Source organism: Sphingomonas sp. BK345 (genome assembly GCF_014193845.1).
Classification (GTDB): Bacteria; Pseudomonadota; Alphaproteobacteria; order Sphingomonadales; family Sphingomonadaceae; genus Sphingomonas.
In genome coordinates this window covers 72,001-93,764 of record NZ_JACHZX010000003.1, presented here as the reverse complement: position 1 = coordinate 93,764, position 21,764 = coordinate 72,001, and the positions used below count along the sequence as shown (strand labels likewise).

Below are 21,764 nucleotides of genomic sequence, written 5' to 3'. Positions count from 1 at the left end.
GTCAGTGCTCGAGCAGCCGCAGCGTCGCAGGATCGGGTGAGTCGAAGAAGGCGTCGAGCGTCTCGCGCACCGCGGCCGGTGCGCCCGCGCAGTCGAACAGCGTCAGCGACGAGCGCAGCTTGATCGCGTCGATCCCGCCCATGATCGCGGCGGCGTCGCTGCCGCGATGCGCCAGCAGCGCCGCGGCACTCTCGGCATAGCGCGCCCCGAGCAGCGGGTGCGCGAGATAGGCGCGCGCCTCGGCCAGGTCGCGGATCGCGTAGCGCCGCGCCATGTCGCTGTGGCCGAGGCCGGCAATCTGCGGGAAGATGTACCACATCCAGTGGCTGCGCTTGGCGCCGGCGCGAAGCTCGGCGAGCGCCTGGGCATAGCTGGTCGCCTGCGCGGCGACGAAGCGGTCGAGGGTGGTGTCGGCGTCGCGATGCATGACGGGGCAACGCCTGGTGCGCGGCGCGGTGCCGTGATCAGGCGATCACGGCACTCGCGACGTCGACGTAGATCAGCAGCGCGGTGGTGGCGAAGCTGGCGGCGGTGAGCAGCAGCGCGTGCGGCAGCGAGGGTAGGCGGGTCATCGTCACGGCTCCGCTCAGGCGATCGGCAGGACGGGGACGGCGGCGCCGACCATCATCGCGGCGACGGTGAACGCGGCGATGACGGTGGCGAGCGGGCGGGCGAGATCGGCGAAACGAGCGGTCATGGTAAGTCTCCCTGGTGGGTCTCGGCCGGGCGATCCGGTCCGATGCCAGCCACTTTGCAGGGGGCGTGCCAAGCGAAAAAATCGGCAGAAATGCGCGGTTTTCTGATAATCCGGTCAGTGGGATGGCGGATTTCACCGGTGTGGTACGGCGGGATTGGCCAAAGATTGGCAGGGTGCGGCGCCAACGCTGCTCCCGGCGCGCTTGGTCATGCCCGCGCCGGCGAGACCTCTTCGAGATGGCGCCTTAATCGGTTATGCTGGGCGGAGTAGTGGCAAGGGGGCAGTTTCTGGTCGGATGCCTGGTTGGCAGGCGCGCGAGCTCGTGCTCGGAGAGCGTTGAACCAGGCGGTAGCGCGTCGCAGACTGTCGGCAATGGCGGCGAGGTTGAGGTGCAGACCGCCGCGATGAAGGCCGCGGTATCGCATCCGGGTGAGGCCGTGAGGGCCGGTCTCGGGGCGCGCGAAGCTGCGCTCGACGGCGGTACGGACGCGGCGGATCAGCTTGTTGCGGTCTGCCAAAGCGGCAGCCGGGATCGGAATGCCCGTAGCATTGCTGGAGCAAAAGCGCCTTCACCGTCGCCACCGCCTTCTACGGCGGACGATCCGCCGGCCCCTGCCGCATCCGCGCACCAGCCCCTCGATCGGTGCCCAGTCGAGCAGCCCGGCGATCCGCTCCAACCGCGCGTCGCGACCAAATTCCGCCTGTTGGAACGAACGGCGGGGGACAAGCGAACACGATGTGAGGGTGGTTACGCCATCCTCGTTGGCGTGTCCGACCGTCACTTCCCTTCTCAAACGACGCTATGCCCCATATACGCTTCGTATAGCTTACCACCGAAGGACCGGATCGATGGGTATCGTCAAGATCGGGGACGAGCTGCACGCCGAGGCACGCCGTGCTAGCGCGGTGATGTGCCGCTCGATCAACGCCCAGGCCGAGTTTTGGATGACGATCGGCATGCTCGCCGAGGCCAACCCGACGCTCAGCTTCAACGAGATCGTGCGCCGCCAGTATGAGTCGGCGCAGTTGCGCGCGGTCGCCGCCTGAGATGGTCAAGACGCCCGACGAACTGGCGCTGATGCGGGTCTCCGGCCGGCTGCTCGCCGCGGTGTTCGAGATGCTCGACCGCCAGCCGCTCGCCGGCCTGTCGACGCTCGCGGTCAACGACCTGGTCGAGCGCTACATCACGGTCGACCTGCAGGCGCGCCCCGCGAGCAGGGGGCAGTACGGCTTCCCATACGTGCTCAATTCCTCGCGCAACCAGGTGGTGTGCCACGGCGTCCCCGACGCCGCCGAGATCATCCGCGACGGCGACATCGTCAACTTCGACATCACGCTGGAGAAGAACGGCTATATCGCCGATTCCAGCAAGACCTACGCCGTCGGCGCGGTGGCACCCGCGGCGCGGCGGCTGGTGCAGGTGGCGCAGGCGGCGATGTGGCAGGGGATCGGCGCGATCCGCCCCGACGCGCGGCTCGGCGACGTCGGCGCGGCGATCGAACGCCACGCCAAGAAGCACGGCTATGCGGTCGTGCGCGAGTTCTGCGGCCACGGCATCGGGCGCGAGATGCACGAGGAACCGCAGGTGCTCAACTTCGGTCGCCCCGGCACCGGGCCGATGCTGCGCGAGGGCATGGTGTTCACGGTCGAGCCGATGCTCAACCAGGGCAGCCGCCGCGTCGACACGCGCGACGACGGCTGGACCGTGGTGACGCAGGACGGCAAGCTCTCCGCGCAGTTCGAGCATACGGTGGCGGTGACCGCCAGCGGCGTCGAGGTGCTAACGCTGCGCGGCGACGAGCGCCGGGCAGCCTAGGCACTATCGACCTTCAGCGCAGCCGATCGATCCTGCCCTGCAAGGGGAGGTGGCGCGCGTAGCGCCACGGAGGGGTTGTCGCCGGTCGTAGGTCCGCCGGCGCTCGCCGAGCGGGTCACCCCTCCGTCAGCCCTGCGGCCTGCCACTTCCCCTCGCAGCGGAGGATGAAGGTGAAGGTCGATACGGCCTAGGTCGTCGCTGGCTTAACGGTAGCTCGTGCTCCGGCGAATGCCGGAGCCGGGGACGGACGCGGTACGCCTGTGACCCTGGACTCCTGCTCGCGCGGGAGCACGTCGGATAGCAGGCGGAGGATGGCGCGCCACGCAGCTCACGCCACGGCGACGGGCGCCTCCTCGGCCTCCTCGCTCTCGGCCGCCTGACGCGCCCACATCGCGGCGTAGAGCCCGTCGCGCGCGAGCAGTTCGGCGTGGCTGCCGCGCTCCACCACGCGTCCCGCCTCCAGCACCACGATCTGGTCGGCGTGGACGATGGTGGAGAGCCGGTGCGCGATCACGATCGTGGTGCGCCCGCGCTCGATCGCGGCGAGCGTCTCCATGATCTCGCCCTCGGTGCGGCTGTCGAGCGCGCTGGTCGCCTCGTCGAGGATCAGCAGCGGCGGGTCCTTGAGCAGGGTGCGCGCGATCGCGACGCGCTGCTTCTCGCCGCCGGACAGCTTGAGCCCGCGCTCGCCGACGCGCGTCTTATATCCCTCAGGCTGGCGCTCGATGAAGCCGGCGATCGCCGCGCCCCGCGCCGCGGCGGCGACCTCGGCCTCGCTCGCGCCCTCGCGGCCATAGGCGATATTGTAGCCGATCGTGTCGTTGAACAGCACCGTGTCCTGCGGGACGATTCCGATCGCGGCGCGCAGCGTATCCTGCCGCACGCGCGCGATGTCCTGCCCGTCGATCGTGATCCGGCCCTGGTCGACGTCGTAGAAGCGGTACAGCAGCCGTGCCAGCGTCGACTTGCCCGCGCCCGAGGGGCCGACCACCGCACAGGTGGTGCCCGCGGGGACGTCGAGGTCGATCCCCTTGAGGATCGGCATGCCCGCGTCATAGCCGAACGCCACGCCCTCGAAGCGGACATGCGCGTCGCGCACCGCCAAGGCAGGGGCGTCGGGTGCGTCGACCACCTCGGGCGCGGTGTCGATCAGGTCGAACATCGCGCCCATGTCGATCACGCCCTGGCGGATCGTGCGATACACCATGCCGAGCAGGTCGAGCGGGCGGAACAGCTGCGACAGCAGCGTCGACACGAGGACGACGTTGCCCGCGGTGAAGCGCCCCTGGCTCCATCCCCAAGCGACCCAGGCCATGCCCGCGCCGAGCATCAGGTTGGTGATCAGTGCCTGGCCGACGTTGAGCCAGGCGAGGCTGTTCTCACTCTTTACCGCGGCCTCGGCATAGGCGTGCATGGCGCGGTCGTAGCGTTTGGCCTCGCGCTCCTCCGCCCCGAAATATTTGACGGTCTCGAAGTTGAGAAGTGAGTCGACCGCATGCGCCACCGCGCCAGTGTCGAGGTCGTTCATCCGCTCGCGCAGCGATGAGCGCCAGTCGGTGACGACGCGCGTGAACCAGATGTACAGCGCCACCATCGCCAGTGTCGCGACGACCAGCGGCCAGCCGAACTTGACCTGGAAGATGCCCAGCACCAGCACCAGCTCGAGGATCGTCGGCGCGATGTTGAACAGCAGGAAGTAGAGCATCGTGTCGATGCTCTTGGTGCCGCGCTCGACCACCTTGGTGACCGCGCCGGTGCGGCGCTCGAGGTGGAAGCGCAGCGAGAGCCGGTGGAGGTGGCGGAACACGCGCGCCGCCAGCCGCCGCGTCGCCTCCTGCCCGACCTTCTCAAACACGGTGTTGCGCAGGTTGTCGAACAAGGTGGTGCCGAAGCGCGCCGCGGCGTAGCCGACCATCAGCAGGACGATCAGCGTCACCGGCGTGGTCGGCACCGCCATGCCGTCCACCGCGCCCTGCAACGCGAACGGCGCGCCATAGACCTGCACCAGCTTGGAGAAGACCACCAGCGTCAGCGCGCCCGCGACGCGCAGCTTCATCCCCGGCGAGTCGCTCGGCCAGAGATCGGGGAGGAAGCGGCGGAGCGTCGGCAGCAGCGGACGCTCCGTGCCGGGGGCGGCGGGACGATCGGGAGGCATGTGTCTGAGATGTCGTGTGCCGGAACGGGAGCGTCAACCGCCGCGTCAGAATCGGAACGCCGCGCCGCAGCGATCGTTTTTCACGACGAACGGAGGCGGTAATGGACGCGGTGTTCTACGTGATGGCGATCCTGGGTTGCGGCGACGGCGCGAGCGCCTGCGCCGAGGCGCGCGTCGCGCCCGCGCATTACGCGACGGTACAGCAATGCGAGGCAGCGATGGCCGACGTGCTCGCGCGCAATACCGACCTCGATTTTCCGGTGGTCAGCGCGGCGTGCCGGCGTAGCGGGCAGCAGTGGGTTGCCCGAGGCGAGGCGGGCAAGCGGCGCGGGTAAGGTGAGATCGACGCCGTCGGTGTCTCAGATCCTCCCCGCTCGCGGGGAGGGGGACCAGCCGCAGGCTGGTGGAGGGGGGATTTCGCATACGAGCCGATGCGCGTGAGGAGAGCCCCCTCCATCACCGCGCTGCGCGCGGCGGTCCCCCTCCCCGTACCGGGGAGGATCGGCTACCTTACTGCCGTTACGAAATAATCGAGCGCGGTCGAACCACCCAGCGCGAAGCCCTTTGTCCCCAGCGTCAGCCCGGTCACATCGACCACCCGCAATCCAGCGTCCGCGATCATCGCGCCCAGTTCGTCCGGCGTCAGGAACTTGTCCCAATCGTGCGTGCCGCGCGGGATCTGGCCGAGCACCTCGGCCGCCTCGACCAGCGCGGCGCGTGACAGCCAGGTGCGGTTGGGCGTGCTCATCACCAGCAGCCCGCCCGGCGCCACCGCCCCCGCTAGCCCCGCCACGAACGCCCGCGCGTCGGCGACATGCTCGACCACCTCGAGCGAGGCGACCAGGTCGAAGGTCTCGCCCGCCACCGCCTCGATCCCGCCGACGCGATAGTCGATCGTCAGCCCCCGCCGCGACGCATGGGCGCGTGCCACCGCGATGCTCTCCGCCGCGGCGTCGACCGCGGTCACCGCCGCGCCCAGCCGCGCCAGCGGCTCGGCGAGCAGCCCCGCGCCGCAGCCCATGTCGAGCGCGCTCTTCCCCGCCAGCGGCGCGAACGAGCGGTCGTCGAGGTCCCAGTGACGGTCGACCGCGGCGCGCAGGTAGCGCAGCCGCACCGGGTTGAGCCGGTGCAGCATCGCCGACGACCCAGACGGATCCCACCAGTCGCGCGCCAGCCGACCGAAATGGGTCGCCTCCTTGGCCACCACCGAGGCATGCAGCGGCGAAGTGGTTGCGGTTGTTACGCTTGCGTCGGTCATGCGCGCTTCCTATCAGGACGCCCCTCTTCACCCAAGGCGTTTGGACACGGCATTGGCGCGGATCGTCATGAAGTTCGGCGGCACCTCGATGGCCGGCATCGAGCGCATCCGCTCGGTCGCGGCGCGGGTGAAGCGCGAGGCGGCCGCCGGCAACCAGGTGGCGGTGGTGGTCTCGGCGATGGCAGGCGAGACCGATCGCCTGGTGGGCTTCTGCCGCGAGGCCTCGCCGCTGTATGACCCGCGCGAATATGACGTCGTGGTCTCCGCGGGCGAGCAGATCACCAGCGGGCTGCTCGCAATCGCGCTGCAGGCGATCGACGTACCAGCGCGCTCGCTGCTCGGCTGGCAGCTGCCGATCCGCACCGACACCGCCTTCGCCAAGGCACGCATCGACACGATCGACACCGACGCGCTGGAGGATAGCTTCGCGGCCGGCGCGGTGGCGGTGATCCCAGGCTTCCAGGGCGTCGCGCCGGGGCAGCGCATCACCACGCTGGGGCGCGGCGGCTCGGACACGTCGGCGGTGGCGGTCGCGGCGGCGATCCGCGCCGACCGCTGCGACATCTACACCGACGTCGACGGCGTCTACACCACCGATCCGCGGATCGTGCCGCGCGCGCGCAAGCTCGCCAAGGTGACCTACGAGGAGATGCTCGAGCTCGCCTCGGTCGGCGCCAAGGTGCTCCAGACCCGCTCGGTCGGGCTGGCGATGAAGGAGAAGGTCCGCGTCCAGGTGCTGTCGTCGTTCACCGACGCGGACGCACCGATGGCGGACACGTTGCCCGGCACGATGATCGTGGGCGAAGAGGAGATCGACGACGTGGAACGCCAGCTCATCACCGGCATCGCGCATGACAAGAATGAGGCCAAGATCACGCTGACGCGCGTGCCCGACCAGCCCGGCACGGTGGCGAGCATCTTCGAGCCGCTGGCGGCGGCGAACATCAACGTCGACATGATCATCCAGAACATCGCGCATCAGAGCGCGAGCAACGGCGCGAGCAGCACCAGCGCCACCGACGTGACCTTCACCGTGCCCGCCGCCGACCTGGCGCGCTCGATCGAGGCGCTCAACCAGGCGCGCGAGGCGATCGGCTTCGGCGAGCTGATCCACGACACGCGCGTGGCGAAGATCAGCGTCGTGGGCGTCGGCATGCGCAGCCACGCCGGCGTCGCGAGCACGATGTTCACCACGCTCGGCGCGCGCGGGATCAACATCCAGGCGATCTCGACCAGCGAGATCAAGGTCTCGGTGCTGATCCACGAGGACGAGACCGAGCTCGCCGTGCGCGTGCTCCACACGGCGTACGGGTTGGACGCCGAGGCGGCGTAGGGGACGCTACACTCCTCCCCTGCAAGGGGAGGGGGACTTGCTGAACGTCGGACCGGGGACACCGTCACCTATTCTTTGCCGTCATCCCGGACTTGTTCCGGCATCCACCGTGCCGCGTACTCCCGAGCCGTTGTCGGCGCTGAACCGTGGATCCCGGAACAAGTCCGGGATGACGCAAGAGGTTGCGGTCTGAATCAAACCCATACCCCGCCCCTCACGCCCCCACCCGCTCCCCCGGCACCGTCGCCTGGAAGCCGAGCGTGGCGCGACTGCCCGGTGTGCCCGCGACGTCGGCGATGAGGTACAGTGGACGCCGCTTCGCCTCGATGTAGAGCCGGCCGAGATATTCGCCGATCATGCCGAGCACGAACATCTGGATCGCCGACAGCACCACCACCACCAACATGGTCGAGGTCCAGCCCTGCACCCGCTCGCCGCTGAAATAGCCATAGCCGATATAGACCAGCAGCAGCAGCGAGCAGCCTGCCAGCATCACCGACAGATGGCTCGCCCAGCGCAGCGGCGCGGTGGAGAAGCCGGTGACCGCGTCGAGCGCCAGCCGCATCATCTTGGCGAGCGGGTAGTTGGTCTCGCCGGCGTGCCGCTCGGCGCGATCATAGGCGAACGGCACCTGGCGGAAGCCGACCCAGGCGACCATGCCCCGGATGAAGCGCGCCTGCTCGGGTAGCGACAGCAAGGCGTCGAGCGCGCGCCGAGTCATCAGCCGGAAGTCGCCGGTATCGAGCGGGATCGGCGTGTCGGTGACGCGGTCGAGCACGCGGTAGAAGGCCGCCGCGGTCGCCTTCTTGAAGAAGGTTTCACCCTCGCGCTTGCGCCGCACCGCATAGACCACGTCGGCGCCGTCGCGCGCCATGACGGTGCGCATGTCGGCGAGCAGCTCGGGCGGGTCCTGCAGGTCGGCGTCGATGATCAGGATCTGCTCGCCCGCGCACAGGTCGAGCCCGGCGGTCAGGGCGAGCTGGTGGCCGTGGTTGCGCGACAGGTTGATGGCGACGACGCGCGGGTCCGCCGCGGCGAGCCGCTGCATCGCCGTCCAGCTGCCGTCGCGCGACCCGTCGTTGACCAGCACGATCTCATGGTCGTCGCCCACCGCCGCGCGCGCCGCGGCGCTGACGCGCGCGTGGAGCAGCGGCAGCGTCGCCTCCTCGTTGTAGCAGGGCACCACCACCGACAGTGCGGGGCGGGGCCGCGCCATCGCGAGCGACGGCGGTAGGTCGGGGAGAGCGGCGGCCGGCGGCGTGATCGCAGGCGGGGGCGCGGGCGGGAACATGGGTCCCCGCCATAGCTTACCGTCACTCCTTCGTCACGACCTTTACCAGCCGGCCCGGTGTGAGCCGGACGTCGTCGTCGAGCGCGTTGAGCGTCAGGAAGCGCTCGCGCCGGAGCGAGTCATACGCCATCTGGCGCGCGAACGTGTCGACCGTGTCCCCCGCCTTGACGGTGCGGATGCGGATGCGCTTGCCCGAGCCTTTCGCATCATAGGCGAGTCCGTCGAGCGCGCGCAGGAAGGCGGTGTCCTCGGGCGGCGGGTCGAGCATCGGCTTGCCGGTCTGCTGCGCGAGCTGCGCGGCGCGGCGGACCCGGTCGGCGCCGTTGGGGTGGGTCGACGCCCAGCTCGGCAGCTGCTGGCCGCTGCGCCCCGCCGCCGCGGACTGGAGCCCGGTCTCGGCGTCGAGCGAGGCGAGCATGTCGGCCGCGGCATAAGGGTCGTAGCCCGCCGCGGTGATGTAGCGTACGCCCAGCGCGTCGGCGGCATATTCCTGCTCGCGGCCGTAGCGCAGCGTGTAGAGCTGCGCGCCGCCGCGCGCGACCGTGCTGGCGAGCTGCCCCGCCGCGCCGTTGCCTGCCACCGCGCCGACCACGCCCGCGAGCACACCGCCGATCGTCGCGGTGCGGTTGCGCGAGGCGCTGTGGCGCGCCGCGACATGCCCTACCTCATGCCCCAGCACCGAGGCGAGCTCGGCCTCCGAGTTCATCAGCGCGAGCAGCTGGCGCGTGACATAGACGTACCCGCCGGGGATCGCGAAGGCGTTCTCGACCGGCGAGTCGAGCAACGTGATGGTGAAGTCGCTCTGCGCGTTCGAGAGGCCCGACTGGACCGCGACGCGCCGCCCGACGCGCTCGACCAGCGCCACCTGCGGGCCGCTGTAGCGCCCGCCGAATTCCTTGACGAGCTGCGGGTCGGCCTGCGCGCCGGTGGCGCGGTCCTGCTGCGAGATCGATTGCGCGGTCGCGGGTGCCGCGGCCACCAGCGCGGCGGCGAGCATGAGCTGTCGGTACATGGCTGGTCCTCCCGTCACGGCATCAATGCCACAGCCGGCGCGCGGTTGCAGCGGGGAGGCGCCGGCGGGTGAACCGATCTGGGGAGATAGCGGGGCGTGTTGCTCCCGCGCCGAGTGGCCGGCAGCCCCGACGACGGCTTCTGCGCCACTCGCGCGCAGCTCTTACAAGCGTCATCCTAAACTCGTTTCAGGATCCACCCTTCCGCACACGCTCCGGCTCCGGCTCCGGCATGTGCGACGCGGTGGACCCTGAAAACGAGTTCAGGATGACGGAAGACGTGGTCGTCGTGCACGGGCTGTACGCCGCCCGACCCTCACACCCGCTCCGCCGCGTTGACCGCCTCGGCGGCGCGCAGCGCGGCGAGCAGCCGCATCAGCTGGTGCGCGTCGTGCACCTCGACGTCGATCACGTTGGTGTGGAAACGTGAGTCGCGGTTGTCGAGCCGCAGGTTGATGATGTTGGCCTTGTGCTGGCCGATGATCGTGGCGAGCATGCCGAGCGCGCCGGGCTCGTTGCGCACCTCGACCGAGATGCGCGCCGTCGCCCCCTCGGTCGCGTCGCCCCATTGCACGTCGATCCAGTCGGTCTCGTCGTCGGAGCGCTCGGCGAGGTCGGCGAGCACGCCGCAGTCGATCGCGTGCACCTCGATCGAGGCGTCGGGGCGGCGCAGTCCGATGATGCGGTCGCCCGGCACCGGGTGGCAGCATTCCGCGAGTTCGTACGCGACACCCGGGGCCAGACCCTCGATCGAGATCGCGCTCGACTGCGGCGGCGCCTCTGCCACGTCGGCGCCCGCCGAGCCGGGCATCAGCGCCTCCATCACCTGCGCGTCGGAGAGGTGGCGGCGCGCGATCTGCTGGAACAGTGCGGCCTCGTCCGGCAGCTTGAGCCGCTTGAGCGCCTCGTCGCGCGCGCTGTCCGCCAGCGCGGCAGGGAGGCGCTGAACGATATCGTCGAACAGCTTGCGCCCGAGCGCAATCGTCTGCTCGCGCTCGGTGTTGCGCAGATGGCGGCGGATCGCGGCGAGCGCCTTGGCGGTGATCGCCACCTTGAGCCAGGCGGGCTGCGGCGTCTGCGCCTTGGAGCGCAGCACCTGCACCTGGTCGCCATTCTCGATCACGGTCGACAGCGGCACGACTCGGCCGTTGATCTTGGCGCCCACCGCCTGGTCGCCGAGATCGGTGTGGACCGCGTAGGCGAAGTCGATCGGCGTCGCGCCCTTGGGCAGCTGGATCAGCTCGCCCTTGGGGGTGAAGGCGAAGATGCGATCCTGGTACATCGCGATGCGGGTATGCTCGAGCAGCTCCTCGGGCGTCGCGGCGGTGTCGAGGATCTCGACCAGGTCCTTGATCCAGTCCTGCTGCGAGTCGGGGCGCAGCGCCGCGGCGCCGCCGACCGCCTGTTTGTACGCCCAGTGCGCCGCCAGCCCGAACTCCGCCTCGGCGTGCATCGCTGGGGTGCGCAGCTGGATCTCGATGCGGCGGTTCTCGGCATGGATCACGCTGGTGTGGAGCGAGCGATAGCCGTTGCGCTTGGGCGTCGAGATATAATCCTTGAACCGCCCCGGCACCATCGGCCAGCGCCGATGGATGATGCCGAGCGCGCGGTAGCAATCCTCCTCGGTCGGCACGATCGCGCGGAACGCCATGATGTCGGACAGCTGCTCGAAGCTGATGTGACGCTCCTGCATCTTGCGCCAGATCGAATAGGGATGCTTCTCGCGCCCCGACACCTGCGCCTCGACCCCGGCACGGCCGAGCAGCAGCTTCAGCCCCGAGCCGATCTTGGCGATGCGGTCGCCGCCCGAGCCTTCCTTGAGCTGCTCGAGCCGCTTGGTGATCGACTGATAGGCCTCGGGCTCGAGCTGTTCGAAGGCGAGCGTCTGCATCTCCTTCATGAACTCGTACATGCCGATCCGCTCCGCGAGCGGGGCGTAGATGTCCATCGTCTCCTTGGCGATGCGGCGGCGCTTCTCCGGCTTGGGGATGAAGTGGAGCGTGCGCATGTTGTGCAGCCGGTCGGCCAGCTTCACCAGCAGCACGCGGATGTCGCCCGACATCGCGAGGAGGAACTTGCGCAGATTCTCGGCGGCGCGCTCGTTCTCGGTCTGCGCCTCGATCTTGCTGAGCTTGGTGACGCCGTCGACCAGCCGCGCGACGTTGCCGCCGAAGATCCGCTCGATTTCCTCGGGCGTGGCGACCGTGTCCTCGACCGTGTCGTGGAGGATCGCGGTGGCGATCGTCTCGTCGTCGAGCCTCAGCTCGGTCAGGATGCCGGCGACCTCGATCGGGTGGCTGAAATAGGGATCGCCGCTGGCGCGCTTCTGCGTGCCGTGCGCGTTGACGGAGAAGACATAGGCACGGTTCAACATCGCCTCGTCCGCCTCGGGATCATAGGCGAGCACGCGATCGATCAGTTCATATTGCCTCAGCACCTATCCAATGTGCTTACATCCACGGTGACAATGCAACAACGATGCCGAAAAAAACGTGTCGGCGTGTTGCTTGCCACGTCGCGCGGCTATCGCGGGCGCGGCCGGCGGGTTAGCGTCGTGCGACGGAGTGGCGTGTGGAACAGCGGCGTTTGCGCGAGAATCTGACCGAATGCAGCCTGCCCGCCGCGCTGGAGGCGATGGGCGAGCGCTGGGCCTTCCTGATCCTGCGCGCCGCGTTCAACGGGCTGCAGCATTTCGAGGAGTTCCAGCAGGAGCTGGGGATCGCGCGCAACATCCTGGCCAACCGGCTGGCGCGCTTCGTCGCGCACGGCATCATGGAACGCGGCGCGGTGCCCGAGGATCGCCGAAAGGTGGTCTACCGCCTCACCGACAAGGGCTGGGCACTGCTGCCGACGATGGTGGCGCTGCGGCAATGGGGCGAGCGCTGGGAGACCGGCTACCCCGCCTCCCCGGTGCTGGTCGACGTGCGCGACGGCCGCCCGATCCGCCCCGTCGCGGTGCTGAGCCACGACGGCCGCGCGCTCGGCCAGGGCGAGCTGCACTGGGCGCTGCTGGAATAGCCCGGCCGCCACGCCGCGCTAGCGGATGAAGCTGCCCTCGTTGGGCAGGGTCGCTTCCTCGGCGGTCGGCATCTTGTTGAAGAGCGCGCGATCCTCGGGCCCGAAGGCGTAGCGCCAGATCACGAAGAGGTAGGCGCCCATCGTCGCCACCACGCCGACCGACACCTGCATCCAGCGCCATCCCGGCGGCAGCAGCGTGAACGCGCCGCCCACCGCGCCCCCCGCCAGCGCCGCCCACAGCAACGGCCAGCGCATCGGCGATACCGGGGCGCCGAGCAGCCGCCCCAGCACGCGCGCCTTCACGAAGGAGGTGAGCAGCAGCACCAGTAGGAGCGCCACCGGCGCGCCCGCGGCCTGCTCGGTGATGCCATAGCCGGCGTCGCGGATCAGCAGGATGAAGGCGAACGACAGAGCGATCTGGATCACCAGCATGGTCGCGGAGATCAGTAGGTTGCGGTGCCGCGCCAGGTACACCAGCGCGGACTCGGCGACCGCGCCGGTGGAGGCGCACACCTCGGCGAACAGCAGGAACACCATCGCCGCCGCGCCGCTGGTGAATTGCGGGCCGATCGTCGCCATCACCGCCTTGCGCGGGATCGAGGCGGTGAGCGCCAGCGCGAGCTGCGCGGCGATGATCCAGAACGCCACCTGACGCACCTGCCGCGCGATCGCGCCGAGGTCGCCGCGCGCGATGCTCCGCGTCACCACCGGCCCCAGGATCGGGTCGAAGCTGGTCTTGAGCCGCTGCGGCAGCGAGGCGACCTGCTGCGCCATGTAATAGATGCCGACGACGTTGGGCGCGAACAACGTGCCCAGGATCAGCCGGTCGACGTTGCGGCTGCCCCATTCCAAGGCGTCCGCCCCGGCGAGCGGCGTGTTGGCGCGCGCCATCTGCCACAGCACGCTGAGGTGCGGCGACCAGCCGCTCGGCACGCCGTAGCTGCGCAGCAGCGGCACGATGCTCGCGGTCAGCGCCGCCACCATCGACGCAACATAGGCGAGCACCAGCCCGTCCTTGAGCGTGAAGAAGGAGAAGAGGAAGGCGAAGATCGACAGCGTCCACGGCTCGACGATCGCGCGCGCGGTGACGCTGGCCTTCACGTCGTGCCGATAGGCCAGCGCGGCGAGGCTGACGTCGCTCAGCGCGGGGGCCAGGATGATCAGCGGGAAGAAGCGGTCGAGCCCGCCGATCGCCGAGTTCGGGTACATCGCCTGGGGAAAGGCGCAGAGGACCGCGCTGGCGATCAGGCTGGCGACCAGCGCGAGCGCGAGCGCGTCGAACACGACGTGATTGTGCGGCCGCTCGGCCGAGGACAGCGCCTGCGCCAGCCCGCGCTTGAGCCCGAGCGTCGCCACCAGCGCGGCGAGCTCGACGACCACCACCGCGATGGCGAACCGCCCCACCAGCGCGGCGCCGTAGAGATGGCCCGCGATGAACAGGAAGGGGATGCGCGCGCCGAGCTTGAGGATGAACCCCGCGACGTTGGTGCGCCCGCCCTTGGCGAGCGCGGCGATGTCGTCGGGCTGGTCGGGCGCGGTCATGCGGCGCCCGGCTGAGTGGGGGCGGGCGCTTGTGGCCGCGAGACGACACGCTCGGCTGTAAACGATCCTCCCCGCTCGCGGGGAACGGGACCGCTCGCCGAGGGCGAGTGGTGGAGGGGGCTCTCCGCGAGCGCACCGCCTGCGGCCACCCCCCTCCGCCAGTCTGCGGCTGGTCCCCCTCCCCGTGCCGGGGAGGATTGTTCGTCAACCCGCCCCCTCAATGCGCGGCCCCCCAGCTCGCGCCGACGCCGATCTCGACTCCGAGCGGCACGTCGAGCGTCACCGCCGGCTCGGCCGCGGACGCCATCACGCGCTCGATCACCGGGCGCGCCGCGTCGACGTCGCCCTCGGGCAGCTCGAACACCAGCTCGTCGTGCACCTGGAGCAGCATCCGCACATGGCCGAGCCCGGCCTCCGCCAGCGCCGGCTCCATTCGCGCCATCGCGCGCTTGATGATGTCGGCGCTGGTGCCCTGGATCGGCGCGTTGATCGCGGCGCGCTCGGCGCCCTGTCGCTCGTGCTGCACCTTGCTGCGGATGCGCGGGAAGTGCGTCTTCCGCCCGAACAGCGTGGTGGTGTAGCCGCGCTCGCGCACCTGCGTCAGCGTCTCGGCGATATAGCGGTTGATGCCGGGGAAACGCTCGAAATAGCGGTCGATCATCGCCTGCGCCTCGTCGGCGGAGATATCGAGCCGCCCCGCCAGCCCCCAGCGCGAGATGCCGTAGAGGATCGCGAAGTTGATCGTCTTGGCGGAGGCGCGCGTGTCGCGCGTCACTTCGCCGAACAGCTCCTGCGCGGTGAGGCTGTGGATGTCGTCGCCGCGCGCGAACGCTTCCTTGAGCTGCGGCACGTCGGCCATGTGCGCGGCGAGGCGCAGCTCGATCTGCGAGTAATCGGCGGCGAGGATGACGTTACCCGCGTCGGCGACGAAGGCGTCGCGAATCTGGCGCCCGGTCTCAGTGCGGATCGGGATGTTCTGGAGGTTGGGATCGGTCGACGACAGCCGCCCGGTCTGCGCGCCGGTCAGCGAGTAGCTGGTGTGGACGCGACCGGTGTCGGGGTGGATCTGCTCCTGCAGCGAGTCGGTGTAGGTGTTCTTGAGCTTGGTGAGCTGGCGCCAGTCGAGCACGCGTGCGGCGATCTCGGCACCCGGCGAGTCCTTGTCGGCCGCCAGCCGCTCCAGCTCGTTGACGTCGGTGGAATAGACCCCGCTCTTGCCCTTGCGCCCGCCCTTGAGCCCCATCCGCTCGAACAGCACGTCGCCGAGCTGCTTGGGGCTGCCGATCGTGAACGGACCGCCGGCGAGCGCGTGCACCTGCGTCTCCAGGCCAGCGATCTGCTGCGAGAATTCGTCGGACAGCTGCGCCAGCCGCTCGCGATCGACCTTGATGCCGTGGCGCTCCATCCGCGCGATCACCGCCACCAGCGGCCGGTCGACCATCTCGTAGACGCGCGTCGAGCCTTCGATCGGCAGCCGCGGCTTGAAGCGGCGCCACAGCCGCAGCGTGACGTCGGCGTCCTCGGCGGCGTAGCGCGTCGCCGCCTTGAGATCGACCTCGTGGAAGCCGAGCGCCTTCTTCCCCGTACCGACCACGTCCTTGTAGGCGATGCAGCTGTGCGAGAGGTGGGTCGCGGCGAGCTCGTCCATGCCATGGCCGTGGCGACCGGCGTCGAGGTCGAAGCTCATCACGATCGTGTCGTCATAGGGCGCGAGCGTGACACCGCCCTCCGCCGCATAGGCGCGCCCGAGCACGATCAGATCATACTTCAGATTGTGCCCGATCTTGAGCACGCTCGCGTCCTCGAGCAGCGGCTTGAGCTTGGCCAGCGCGGCGTCGCGGTGGAGCTGCACCGGCTTCTCCGCGAACATGTCGCTCCCGCCGTGGCCGAGCGGCATGTAGCAGGCAAGGTTGGGCGCGAGCGCGAGGCTGACCCCGACCAGCTCGGCCAACATCGGGTCCTTGGCGGTGGTCTCGGTGTCGATCGCGACCCAGCCCTGGTGACGCGCGACCTGGATCCAGCGGTCGAGCGCGGCCTCGTCGACCACGGTCTCATAACCGTCGTGGTCGCAGGCGGGCTCGTCGTCCTCGGCGGGTGCGCCGACCGTCTCGGGCTGGGTCGCCTCGGCGACCTCGCCGAGCCGGGTGAGCAGCGAACGGAAGCCGTGATGCTCGAGGAAGGCGCGCAGCGGCGCCTGCGGGATGCCCTCGGCGGGCAGCGCGAGCGAGTCGAGCGTGTCGGGCAGCGGCACGTCGCACGCCAGCTCGACCAATTTGCGGCTCATCCGCGCCGCCTCGGCGTGCTCGATGAGGTTGTCGCGCAGCTTGCCCTTCTTCATCTCGGGCGCGGCGGCGAGCACCGCCTCGACGTCGCCGTGCTCGACGATCAGCTTGGCCGCGGTCTTGGGGCCGACCCCGGGGACGCCGGGGACGTTGTCGACGCTGTCGCCCATCAGCGCGAGGACGTCGCCGAGCTTGTCGGGGCCGACGCCGAACTTCTCCACCACCGCCTCGGGGCCGAGCCGGCGGTTGTTCATCGTGTCGAGCATGTCGACCGAGGGATCGGTCATCAGCTGCATCAGATCCTTGTCGGAGCTGACGATGGTCACCTGCCAGCCCTGCGCCAGCGCGGCCTTGGTGTAGCTGGCGATCAGGTCGTCCGCCTCCCAGCCCTGTTCCTCGATGCACGGCAGCGAGAAGGCGCGCGTCGCGTCGCGGATCATCGGGAACTGCGGGACGAGATCCTCGGGCGGCGCCGGGCGATGCGCCTTATACTGGTCGTACAGCTCGTTGCGGAAGGTGGACGAGCTCTTGTCGAGGATCACCGCCATGTGCGTCGGCCCGTCGGCCTTGTGCAGCTCGTCGGCGAGCTTCCACAACATGGTGGTATAGCCGTAGACCGCACCGACGGGCTCGCCGTGCTTGTTGGTCAGCGGCGGCAGCCGGTGATAGGCGCGGAAGATGTAGCCCGATCCGTCGACGAGATAGAGGTGCGGCATCGCGCTGCCCTAAACCGGTTTGGCCGTGTGGGAAACCGGGGTTGTGGGGAGACCTCGTGTCGCCGGTGAAGGTCGGTGCTTCGGGGTAAGGCCCCGGTCTTCGTCGGCCCGGCTAAGGGCGGGACCTTTGCACGACCCTTCCGTCATCCTCCGTCATCCCGGACTTGTTCCGGGATCCACCGTGCCGCTTATCCCTAAGCCGCTGAGTTCGCGGCCGCCTGGATCCCGGAACAAGTCCGGGATGACGGTGGGTAGCGCGAGGATAGGGCGCCCTCCATTGCTCCCTCAGGTCCCGTCCTCGTCGCCACCCACTGCGCGCGGCTGCGCGCCGGTGAGCGCGGCACAGACGTTCTGGATCAGCTGCTGGCGCATCCGCATCGGCGCGGCGGTGTCGCCGATCATCACCGCGATGGCGTAGCGCCGCCCGTCCGGCGCGGTGAGCAGGCCGACGTCGTTGAAGCCCGCGTTGCGCGCGCCGAAATCCTGCCCCGTGCCGGTCTTGTGCGCCACCTTCCAGCCCGGCGGCGTCGCGGCGCGCAACCGCGCGTGGCCGGTGCGCGAGGCCGCCATCGTGTCGAGCAGGATCCGCGTCGAGGTCTCGCTGAGCAGCTCGCCGCGCGCCAGCCGCGCCAGCGCGCCCGCGATCGCCACCGGCGCGGCGCCGTCGGGCGGGTTGTCGATGTAGCGCTGGAGCGCGGCGCGGCGCACCGCCGGGTCGAGCCGGGCGCGCGCCGCCTCGAAGCCGCGCCCCATCGCCATCGACTGGCTCCAGGTCAGTCCCGCGGTGCCGCTCTGGAGCAGCCGCTCGCCGGGGCCGAACTTGATCGCGCCGAGCTGGTGCTGGGCGATGAAGCGCCGCACCGCGGCCGGGCCGCCCACTACCGTGAGCAGCCGGTCGTTCGCGGTATTGTCGCTCTGCGTCAGCGCGCGCGTCAGCAGCCCGCCCACCGTGGTGCGATAGCCGTTGGCGCCGACCAGGCCGGCGATCGGCTGGTGGAACAGCGTGAGGTCGTCGCGCGTGACCAGCACCGGATCGTCGAGCGTGAGCCTCCCCGCGTCGCGCTGCGACAGCACCGTCATCGCCACCCAGGTCTTGCTGACGCTCTGCTGCGGCAGGCTGAGATCGCCGCCCTGCTGCACCACCCAGTCCTCGTCCACCGCGACGATCGCCGCGCCGGCCTTGCCCGGGAAATTGCGGATGAGCTGCTCGACCCGTGCCTGGAGCGCGCGCGGCGCGGCCGAGCGACGCGGCGGCGGGGGCGGCGGCACGACGGCGAGCGGCACCGGGATCGAGACGAGCGGCTTGGGGGGCGCCGCGGGGATGAGCGCGGAGCCCGCCCCGGCGCCGCAGCCCGCGATCAGCAGCGACCAGGCGATGATCGCGGCCCGGCGCCCGAAAGTCTTACTACCCATGTCCGCCGCCACCAACCCCGCTTGACTCGCGTCTGTGGACAATAATGGCGCGGACACAAAGTGCTGCGACTCGCCGCTGCGACGATCACCCTTGTCGGCGCGACGAACGGTGGGGCGCTCGACCGTCACGTGTCAGGCTCGCGGCACCAGCACCGTGTCGGCGGCCTCGGCGAGCGTGTCCGGCCAGTCGAGCGTGAAGTGCAGCCCGCGGCTCTCGTGCCGGTGCAGCGCCGAGCGGACGATCAGCTCGGCGACCTGGAGCAGGTTGCGCAGCTCGATCAGATCGGGGGTGACGCGGAAGTGGCCGTAATAATCCTCCACCTCGCTGCGCAGCAGGTCGATGCGGTGCTGCGCGCGCTCCAGCCGCTTGGTGGTGCGGACGATCCCGACATAGTTCCACATGAAGCGGCGGATCTCGGTCCAGTTCTGCTTGATCACCACCTCCTCGTCGGAGTCGGTGACGCGGCTCTCGTCCCACCCGCGTACCGCCGGGGGCGGCGGCAGCGTGTCCCAGTGCTGCGCGATATGCTGCGCCGCCGCCTCGCCGAAGACGAAGCATTCCAGCAGTGAGTTGGAGGCGAGCCGGTTGGCGCCGTGCAGCCCCGACTGGGTGCACTCGCCCGCGGCGTAGAGCCCGGGCAGGTCGGTGCGGCCGTCACGGTCCACCACGATCCCGCCGCAGGTGTAATGCTGCGCCGGCACCACCGGGATCGGCTGGGTCGTCATGTCGATGCCGAGCCCGAGCAGCTTCTCGTGGATGTTGGGGAAGTGCGCGCGCACGAAGTCGGCGGGCATGTGGCTGATGTCGAGGTGGACGAAGTCGAGCCCGTAGCGCTTGATCTCGGCGTCGATCGCGCGCGCCACCACGTCGCGCGGGGCGAGCTCCAGCCGGTCGTCGTACCAGGGCATGAAGCGCCGCCCGGTGGTGGGGTTGATCAGATGCCCGCCCTCGCCGCGCACCGCCTCGGTGATCAGGAAGTTCTTGACCTCGAGATGGTACAGGCAGGTCGGGTGGAACTGCATGAATTCCATGTTCGCGACCCGGGCGCCGGCGCGCCACGCCATCGCGATCCCGTCCCCGGTGGCGCCGCGCGGCGCCGTGGAGAAGAGATAGGTCCGCCCCGCCCCGCCGGTCGCCAGGATCGTCGCGCGCGCGGTGTGCACCTCGACCGCGCCGGTGCGTCGGTCGATCGCGTAGACGCCCCAGACGTTGCCTGCGCCCGAGTAGCGTTCCTCGTGGCGGCTGGTGGCGAGGTCGATCGCGACCTGGTCGGGGACGAGCGTGATATTGGGATGCGCCTCGGCGGCGCGCTGGAGCGCCTCCTGCACCGCCCAGCCGGTCGCGTCGGCAACGTGGACGATGCGGCGATGCGAGTGACCGCCCTCGCGCGTGAGATGGAGCGCGCCGCCTTCTTCGGCGAACGGCACGCCCAGCGCGCGCAGCCGCGCGATCGCGGCGGGGGCGCGCTCGACGACGAACTCGACGATCGCGCGGTCGTTGAGCCCCGCGCCGGCGACCATCGTGTCCTCGACATGGTGCTCGAACGTGTCGCCGGGCTCGAGCACCGCGGCGATCCCGCCCTGCGCCCAGGCGGTGCTGCCCTCGTTGAGCGCGCCCTTGGCGAGCACGGTGACGGTGAAGCGGTCGGCCAGGTTGAGCGCCGCGGTGAGCCCGGCCGCGCCCGAACCGACGATCAGGACGTCGCTCTGTGTCATGCGCTTAGCCCGCGAATGTTGCGAATGTTGAGTCGCTGGCGCGAGTCGCGGCGGGTGTGAACGTTGAGTCGGCGGCGTGCGGGGCGCGGGTGGCGGTCGGGCTCGGGGAGGGGCATGACGCCCATGTGGCACAGCTGCGGGCGTTTAGGACAGCGTGAGTTGCGGCAACGATCCTCCCCGGCACGGGCAGGGGGCGCGCGGGCGAGATCGTATTCCCCGGACATGGTCTTGGCGTGCCGGGGGCGCGCCAAAGCCCCCACGCCGCGCGCTAGCGCGGTGGTGGAGGGGGGTTCCTCGCTCGCTGCGCGTCGTTGAGGAGACCCGCGGACGCCGGGATCCGCAGAGGACCCCCCTCCACCACGACGCTATGCGTCGCGGTCCCCTCCCCGCGAGCGGGGAGGAGTTACTGCGCCTCACTTCTTCGCCACGACCCTGGGCAGCCGGTCGATCGGCTCGACCGTGATATCGCGGAACCAGGTCTCGGCGCCCTCCGACTGGAGCTGCACGCTGCCATGCGTCAGCGCGGTCCGTTTCCCCGCGGCGTCGACCGTCGCCAGCCCCTCCACCACCATCACCGGCACGCCGTTGACGACGTGCACCGCGCGGTCGCCGAGCACGTAGAGGTCGAGCGTGTTCCACTGCCCCGCCGGCTTCTCCGCGTCGCGCGCGTTCTCGACGTTCCAGATCAGCGTGCCGTTGACGATCTCGACCGGCCGCCCGTCCTGGCGATAGCGCACCGGCGGCGAGACCAGCGACGGGTCGAGCGCGGCGGTGGTGCGCAGGCGCACGTCGCGCCCCACCGCCACCGCCATGCCGGTCGAGCCCTGCATGATCTCGAACTCGACCGAGGGCTGCCACGTGCCGAACACCGCGCCGGGTGTGCCATGGGTGTGGTAGAGCAGCCCGTTGTTGGGCGGCTGGCCGAGCCGCGGCGCCCAGCGCTTGGCACCCCAACGATACTGTAGCCGCAGGTGGTAGTCGCGCAGGTCGGCGTCGTGGACGAGCGCGCCCCAGGTCTCGCCCTTGACCCACAGCGCGGGGCGGCCGTCGATGGGGCGGATCGCGAAGTCGCCGGCGGTGTCGCGCGTCGTGCCGATCGGCGTCGCGCCGGGCCGGTCGCGATAGGTCACCGACGGGTCGGGATAGCCCAGCCACGGGTGCCAGCCGGCGAGGTCGCGCCCGTTCAGCAGCGCGCGTGCCTTACCGGTCGCGCGCGGCACGTCGGCGAGGACGAGGGACTGCGGGCGCGCGACCGTGTCGCCGACGGCCGCGCGCGCCTGGGCGAGCTGCTCGGGCGTGGCGGGCGCCTGCGCGGCGGCGGGGGCGGACAGCGCCGCGACGGCGAGCCCCATCACAATCGGTCGCACGCTGTTCCCCTCCGCTGGCGTTGTTTGCGGGGAGGTATCGCAGGCGCACGCCGCGAGAACAATGGGATATGGGAACGTTCCCGGTGTGAGGGTCAGCTCACGTCCTTCGATCATGGCACGGCTGCGTACCATCTCGCTGTAAGTGTAGCG

Annotated in this window: 16 protein-coding genes; 5 read left to right on the top strand and 11 right to left on the bottom strand. The window is 70.2% G+C overall.

Annotated features, from left to right (window positions below; all coding sequences use genetic code 11):
* Nucleotide 1 precedes the first annotated feature (1 nt).
* Nucleotides 2-427 carry a DUF1810 domain-containing protein gene (locus FHY03_RS09795; protein WP_183922775.1) on the bottom strand — a complete coding sequence of 142 codons (426 nt, stop codon included), beginning with the start codon at nt 425-427 and terminating at the stop codon, nt 2-4.
* Nucleotides 428-1,546: 1,119 nt separating this feature from the next.
* On the opposite strand from FHY03_RS09795, the gene FHY03_RS09790 reads away from it, so the two are divergent.
* Both FHY03_RS09790 and map read left to right on the top strand, forming a co-directional pair.
* Nucleotides 1,547-1,744, top strand: coding sequence for a ParD-like family protein (locus FHY03_RS09790; protein WP_183922776.1), 198 nt, complete (start codon nt 1,547-1,549; stop codon nt 1,742-1,744).
* Nucleotide 1,745: 1 nt separating this feature from the next.
* Nucleotides 1,746-2,513: a type I methionyl aminopeptidase gene (map, locus tag FHY03_RS09785; protein WP_183930518.1), complete on the top strand. Its 768-nt coding sequence runs from the start codon at nt 1,746-1,748 to the stop codon at nt 2,511-2,513.
* Nucleotides 2,514-2,841: 328 nt separating this feature from the next.
* Here the strand turns inward: map and FHY03_RS09780 are convergent, their stop codons facing one another.
* On the bottom strand, nt 2,842-4,668 hold the full coding sequence (locus FHY03_RS09780; protein ID WP_183930516.1) for an ABC transporter ATP-binding protein/permease: 1,827 nt from the start codon (nt 4,666-4,668) through the stop codon (nt 2,842-2,844).
* A gap of 101 nt (nt 4,669-4,769) precedes the next feature.
* Here FHY03_RS09780 and FHY03_RS09775 point away from each other — a divergent pair, with 101 nt between their 5' ends.
* Complete coding sequence (locus tag FHY03_RS09775; RefSeq protein WP_183922779.1) at nt 4,770-5,003, top strand: hypothetical protein; 234 nt, start codon at nt 4,770-4,772, stop codon at nt 5,001-5,003.
* A 170-nt stretch (nt 5,004-5,173) separates the two neighbouring features.
* Here FHY03_RS09775 and ubiG read toward each other — a convergent pair whose 3' ends face one another.
* Complete coding sequence (gene ubiG, locus FHY03_RS09770; protein WP_183930514.1) at nt 5,174-5,926, bottom strand: bifunctional 2-polyprenyl-6-hydroxyphenol methylase/3-demethylubiquinol 3-O-methyltransferase UbiG; 753 nt, start codon at nt 5,924-5,926, stop codon at nt 5,174-5,176.
* Between the two features lie 52 nt (nt 5,927-5,978).
* Here ubiG and FHY03_RS09765 point away from each other — a divergent pair, with 52 nt between their 5' ends.
* Nucleotides 5,979-7,259 carry an aspartate kinase gene (locus FHY03_RS09765; protein WP_183930512.1) on the top strand — a complete coding sequence of 427 codons (1,281 nt, stop codon included), beginning with the start codon at nt 5,979-5,981 and terminating at the stop codon, nt 7,257-7,259.
* Between the two features lie 214 nt (nt 7,260-7,473).
* Here FHY03_RS09765 and FHY03_RS09760 read toward each other — a convergent pair whose 3' ends face one another.
* From FHY03_RS09760 to FHY03_RS09750, 3 genes are all read right to left on the bottom strand, one after another.
* Nucleotides 7,474-8,475: a glycosyltransferase family 2 protein gene (locus FHY03_RS09760; RefSeq protein WP_183922996.1), complete on the bottom strand. Its 1,002-nt coding sequence runs from the start codon at nt 8,473-8,475 to the stop codon at nt 7,474-7,476.
* Between the two features lie 97 nt (nt 8,476-8,572).
* Nucleotides 8,573-9,562, bottom strand: coding sequence for a M48 family metalloprotease (locus FHY03_RS09755; protein ID WP_183922783.1), 990 nt, complete (start codon nt 9,560-9,562; stop codon nt 8,573-8,575).
* Between the two features lie 314 nt (nt 9,563-9,876).
* Complete coding sequence (locus tag FHY03_RS09750) at nt 9,877-11,997, bottom strand: bifunctional (p)ppGpp synthetase/guanosine-3',5'-bis(diphosphate) 3'-pyrophosphohydrolase (protein WP_183922786.1); 2,121 nt, start codon at nt 11,995-11,997, stop codon at nt 9,877-9,879.
* Nucleotides 11,998-12,194: 197 nt separating this feature from the next.
* Between FHY03_RS09750 and FHY03_RS09745 the strand changes: the two genes are divergently transcribed.
* Nucleotides 12,195-12,578, top strand: a complete 384-nt coding sequence (locus FHY03_RS09745; protein ID WP_183922998.1) for a helix-turn-helix domain-containing protein — start codon at nt 12,195-12,197, stop codon at nt 12,576-12,578.
* 18 nt (nt 12,579-12,596) lie between these two features.
* Here the strand turns inward: FHY03_RS09745 and FHY03_RS09740 are convergent, their stop codons facing one another.
* From FHY03_RS09740 to FHY03_RS09720, 5 genes are all read right to left on the bottom strand, one after another.
* Nucleotides 12,597-14,120, bottom strand: coding sequence for a lipopolysaccharide biosynthesis protein (locus FHY03_RS09740; RefSeq protein ID WP_183922788.1), 1,524 nt, complete (start codon nt 14,118-14,120; stop codon nt 12,597-12,599).
* Between the two features lie 217 nt (nt 14,121-14,337).
* Nucleotides 14,338-17,118 carry a DNA polymerase I gene (gene polA / locus FHY03_RS09735; RefSeq protein ID WP_183930510.1) on the bottom strand — a complete coding sequence of 927 codons (2,781 nt, stop codon included), beginning with the start codon at nt 17,116-17,118 and terminating at the stop codon, nt 14,338-14,340.
* A gap of 285 nt (nt 17,119-17,403) precedes the next feature.
* Complete coding sequence (locus FHY03_RS09730) at nt 17,404-18,531, bottom strand: serine hydrolase (RefSeq protein ID WP_183922792.1); 1,128 nt, start codon at nt 18,529-18,531, stop codon at nt 17,404-17,406.
* Between the two features lie 132 nt (nt 18,532-18,663).
* Entirely contained in the window at nt 18,664-20,247 is a 1,584-nt protein-coding gene (gene nadB / locus FHY03_RS09725; protein WP_183930508.1) for an L-aspartate oxidase, read from the bottom strand.
* Between the two features lie 413 nt (nt 20,248-20,660).
* Complete coding sequence (locus tag FHY03_RS09720) at nt 20,661-21,614, bottom strand: DUF1080 domain-containing protein (protein WP_311721356.1); 954 nt, start codon at nt 21,612-21,614, stop codon at nt 20,661-20,663.
* Nucleotides 21,615-21,764 lie beyond the last annotated feature (150 nt).

Coding starts and splice junctions, on each gene's coding strand:
- FHY03_RS09795 (WP_183922775.1), bottom strand. CDS start 427: ATGCATCGCGACGCCGACACCACCCTCGACCGCTTCGTCGCCGCGCAG.
- FHY03_RS09790 (WP_183922776.1), top strand. CDS start 1,547: ATGGGTATCGTCAAGATCGGGGACGAGCTGCACGCCGAGGCACGCCGT.
- map (WP_183930518.1), top strand. CDS start 1,746: ATGGTCAAGACGCCCGACGAACTGGCGCTGATGCGGGTCTCCGGCCGG.
- FHY03_RS09780 (WP_183930516.1), bottom strand. CDS start 4,668: ATGCCTCCCGATCGTCCCGCCGCCCCCGGCACGGAGCGTCCGCTGCTG.
- FHY03_RS09775 (WP_183922779.1), top strand. CDS start 4,770: ATGGACGCGGTGTTCTACGTGATGGCGATCCTGGGTTGCGGCGACGGC.
- ubiG (WP_183930514.1), bottom strand. CDS start 5,926: ATGACCGACGCAAGCGTAACAACCGCAACCACTTCGCCGCTGCATGCC.
- FHY03_RS09760 (WP_183922996.1), bottom strand. CDS start 8,475: ATGGCGCGGCCCCGCCCCGCACTGTCGGTGGTGGTGCCCTGCTACAAC.
- FHY03_RS09755 (WP_183922783.1), bottom strand. CDS start 9,562: ATGTACCGACAGCTCATGCTCGCCGCCGCGCTGGTGGCCGCGGCACCC.
- FHY03_RS09745 (WP_183922998.1), top strand. CDS start 12,195: ATGGGCGAGCGCTGGGCCTTCCTGATCCTGCGCGCCGCGTTCAACGGG.
- FHY03_RS09740 (WP_183922788.1), bottom strand. CDS start 14,120: ATGACCGCGCCCGACCAGCCCGACGACATCGCCGCGCTCGCCAAGGGC.
- polA (WP_183930510.1), bottom strand. CDS start 17,118: ATGCCGCACCTCTATCTCGTCGACGGATCGGGCTACATCTTCCGCGCC.
- FHY03_RS09730 (WP_183922792.1), bottom strand. CDS start 18,531: ATGGGTAGTAAGACTTTCGGGCGCCGGGCCGCGATCATCGCCTGGTCG.
- nadB (WP_183930508.1), bottom strand. CDS start 20,247: ATGACACAGAGCGACGTCCTGATCGTCGGTTCGGGCGCGGCCGGGCTC.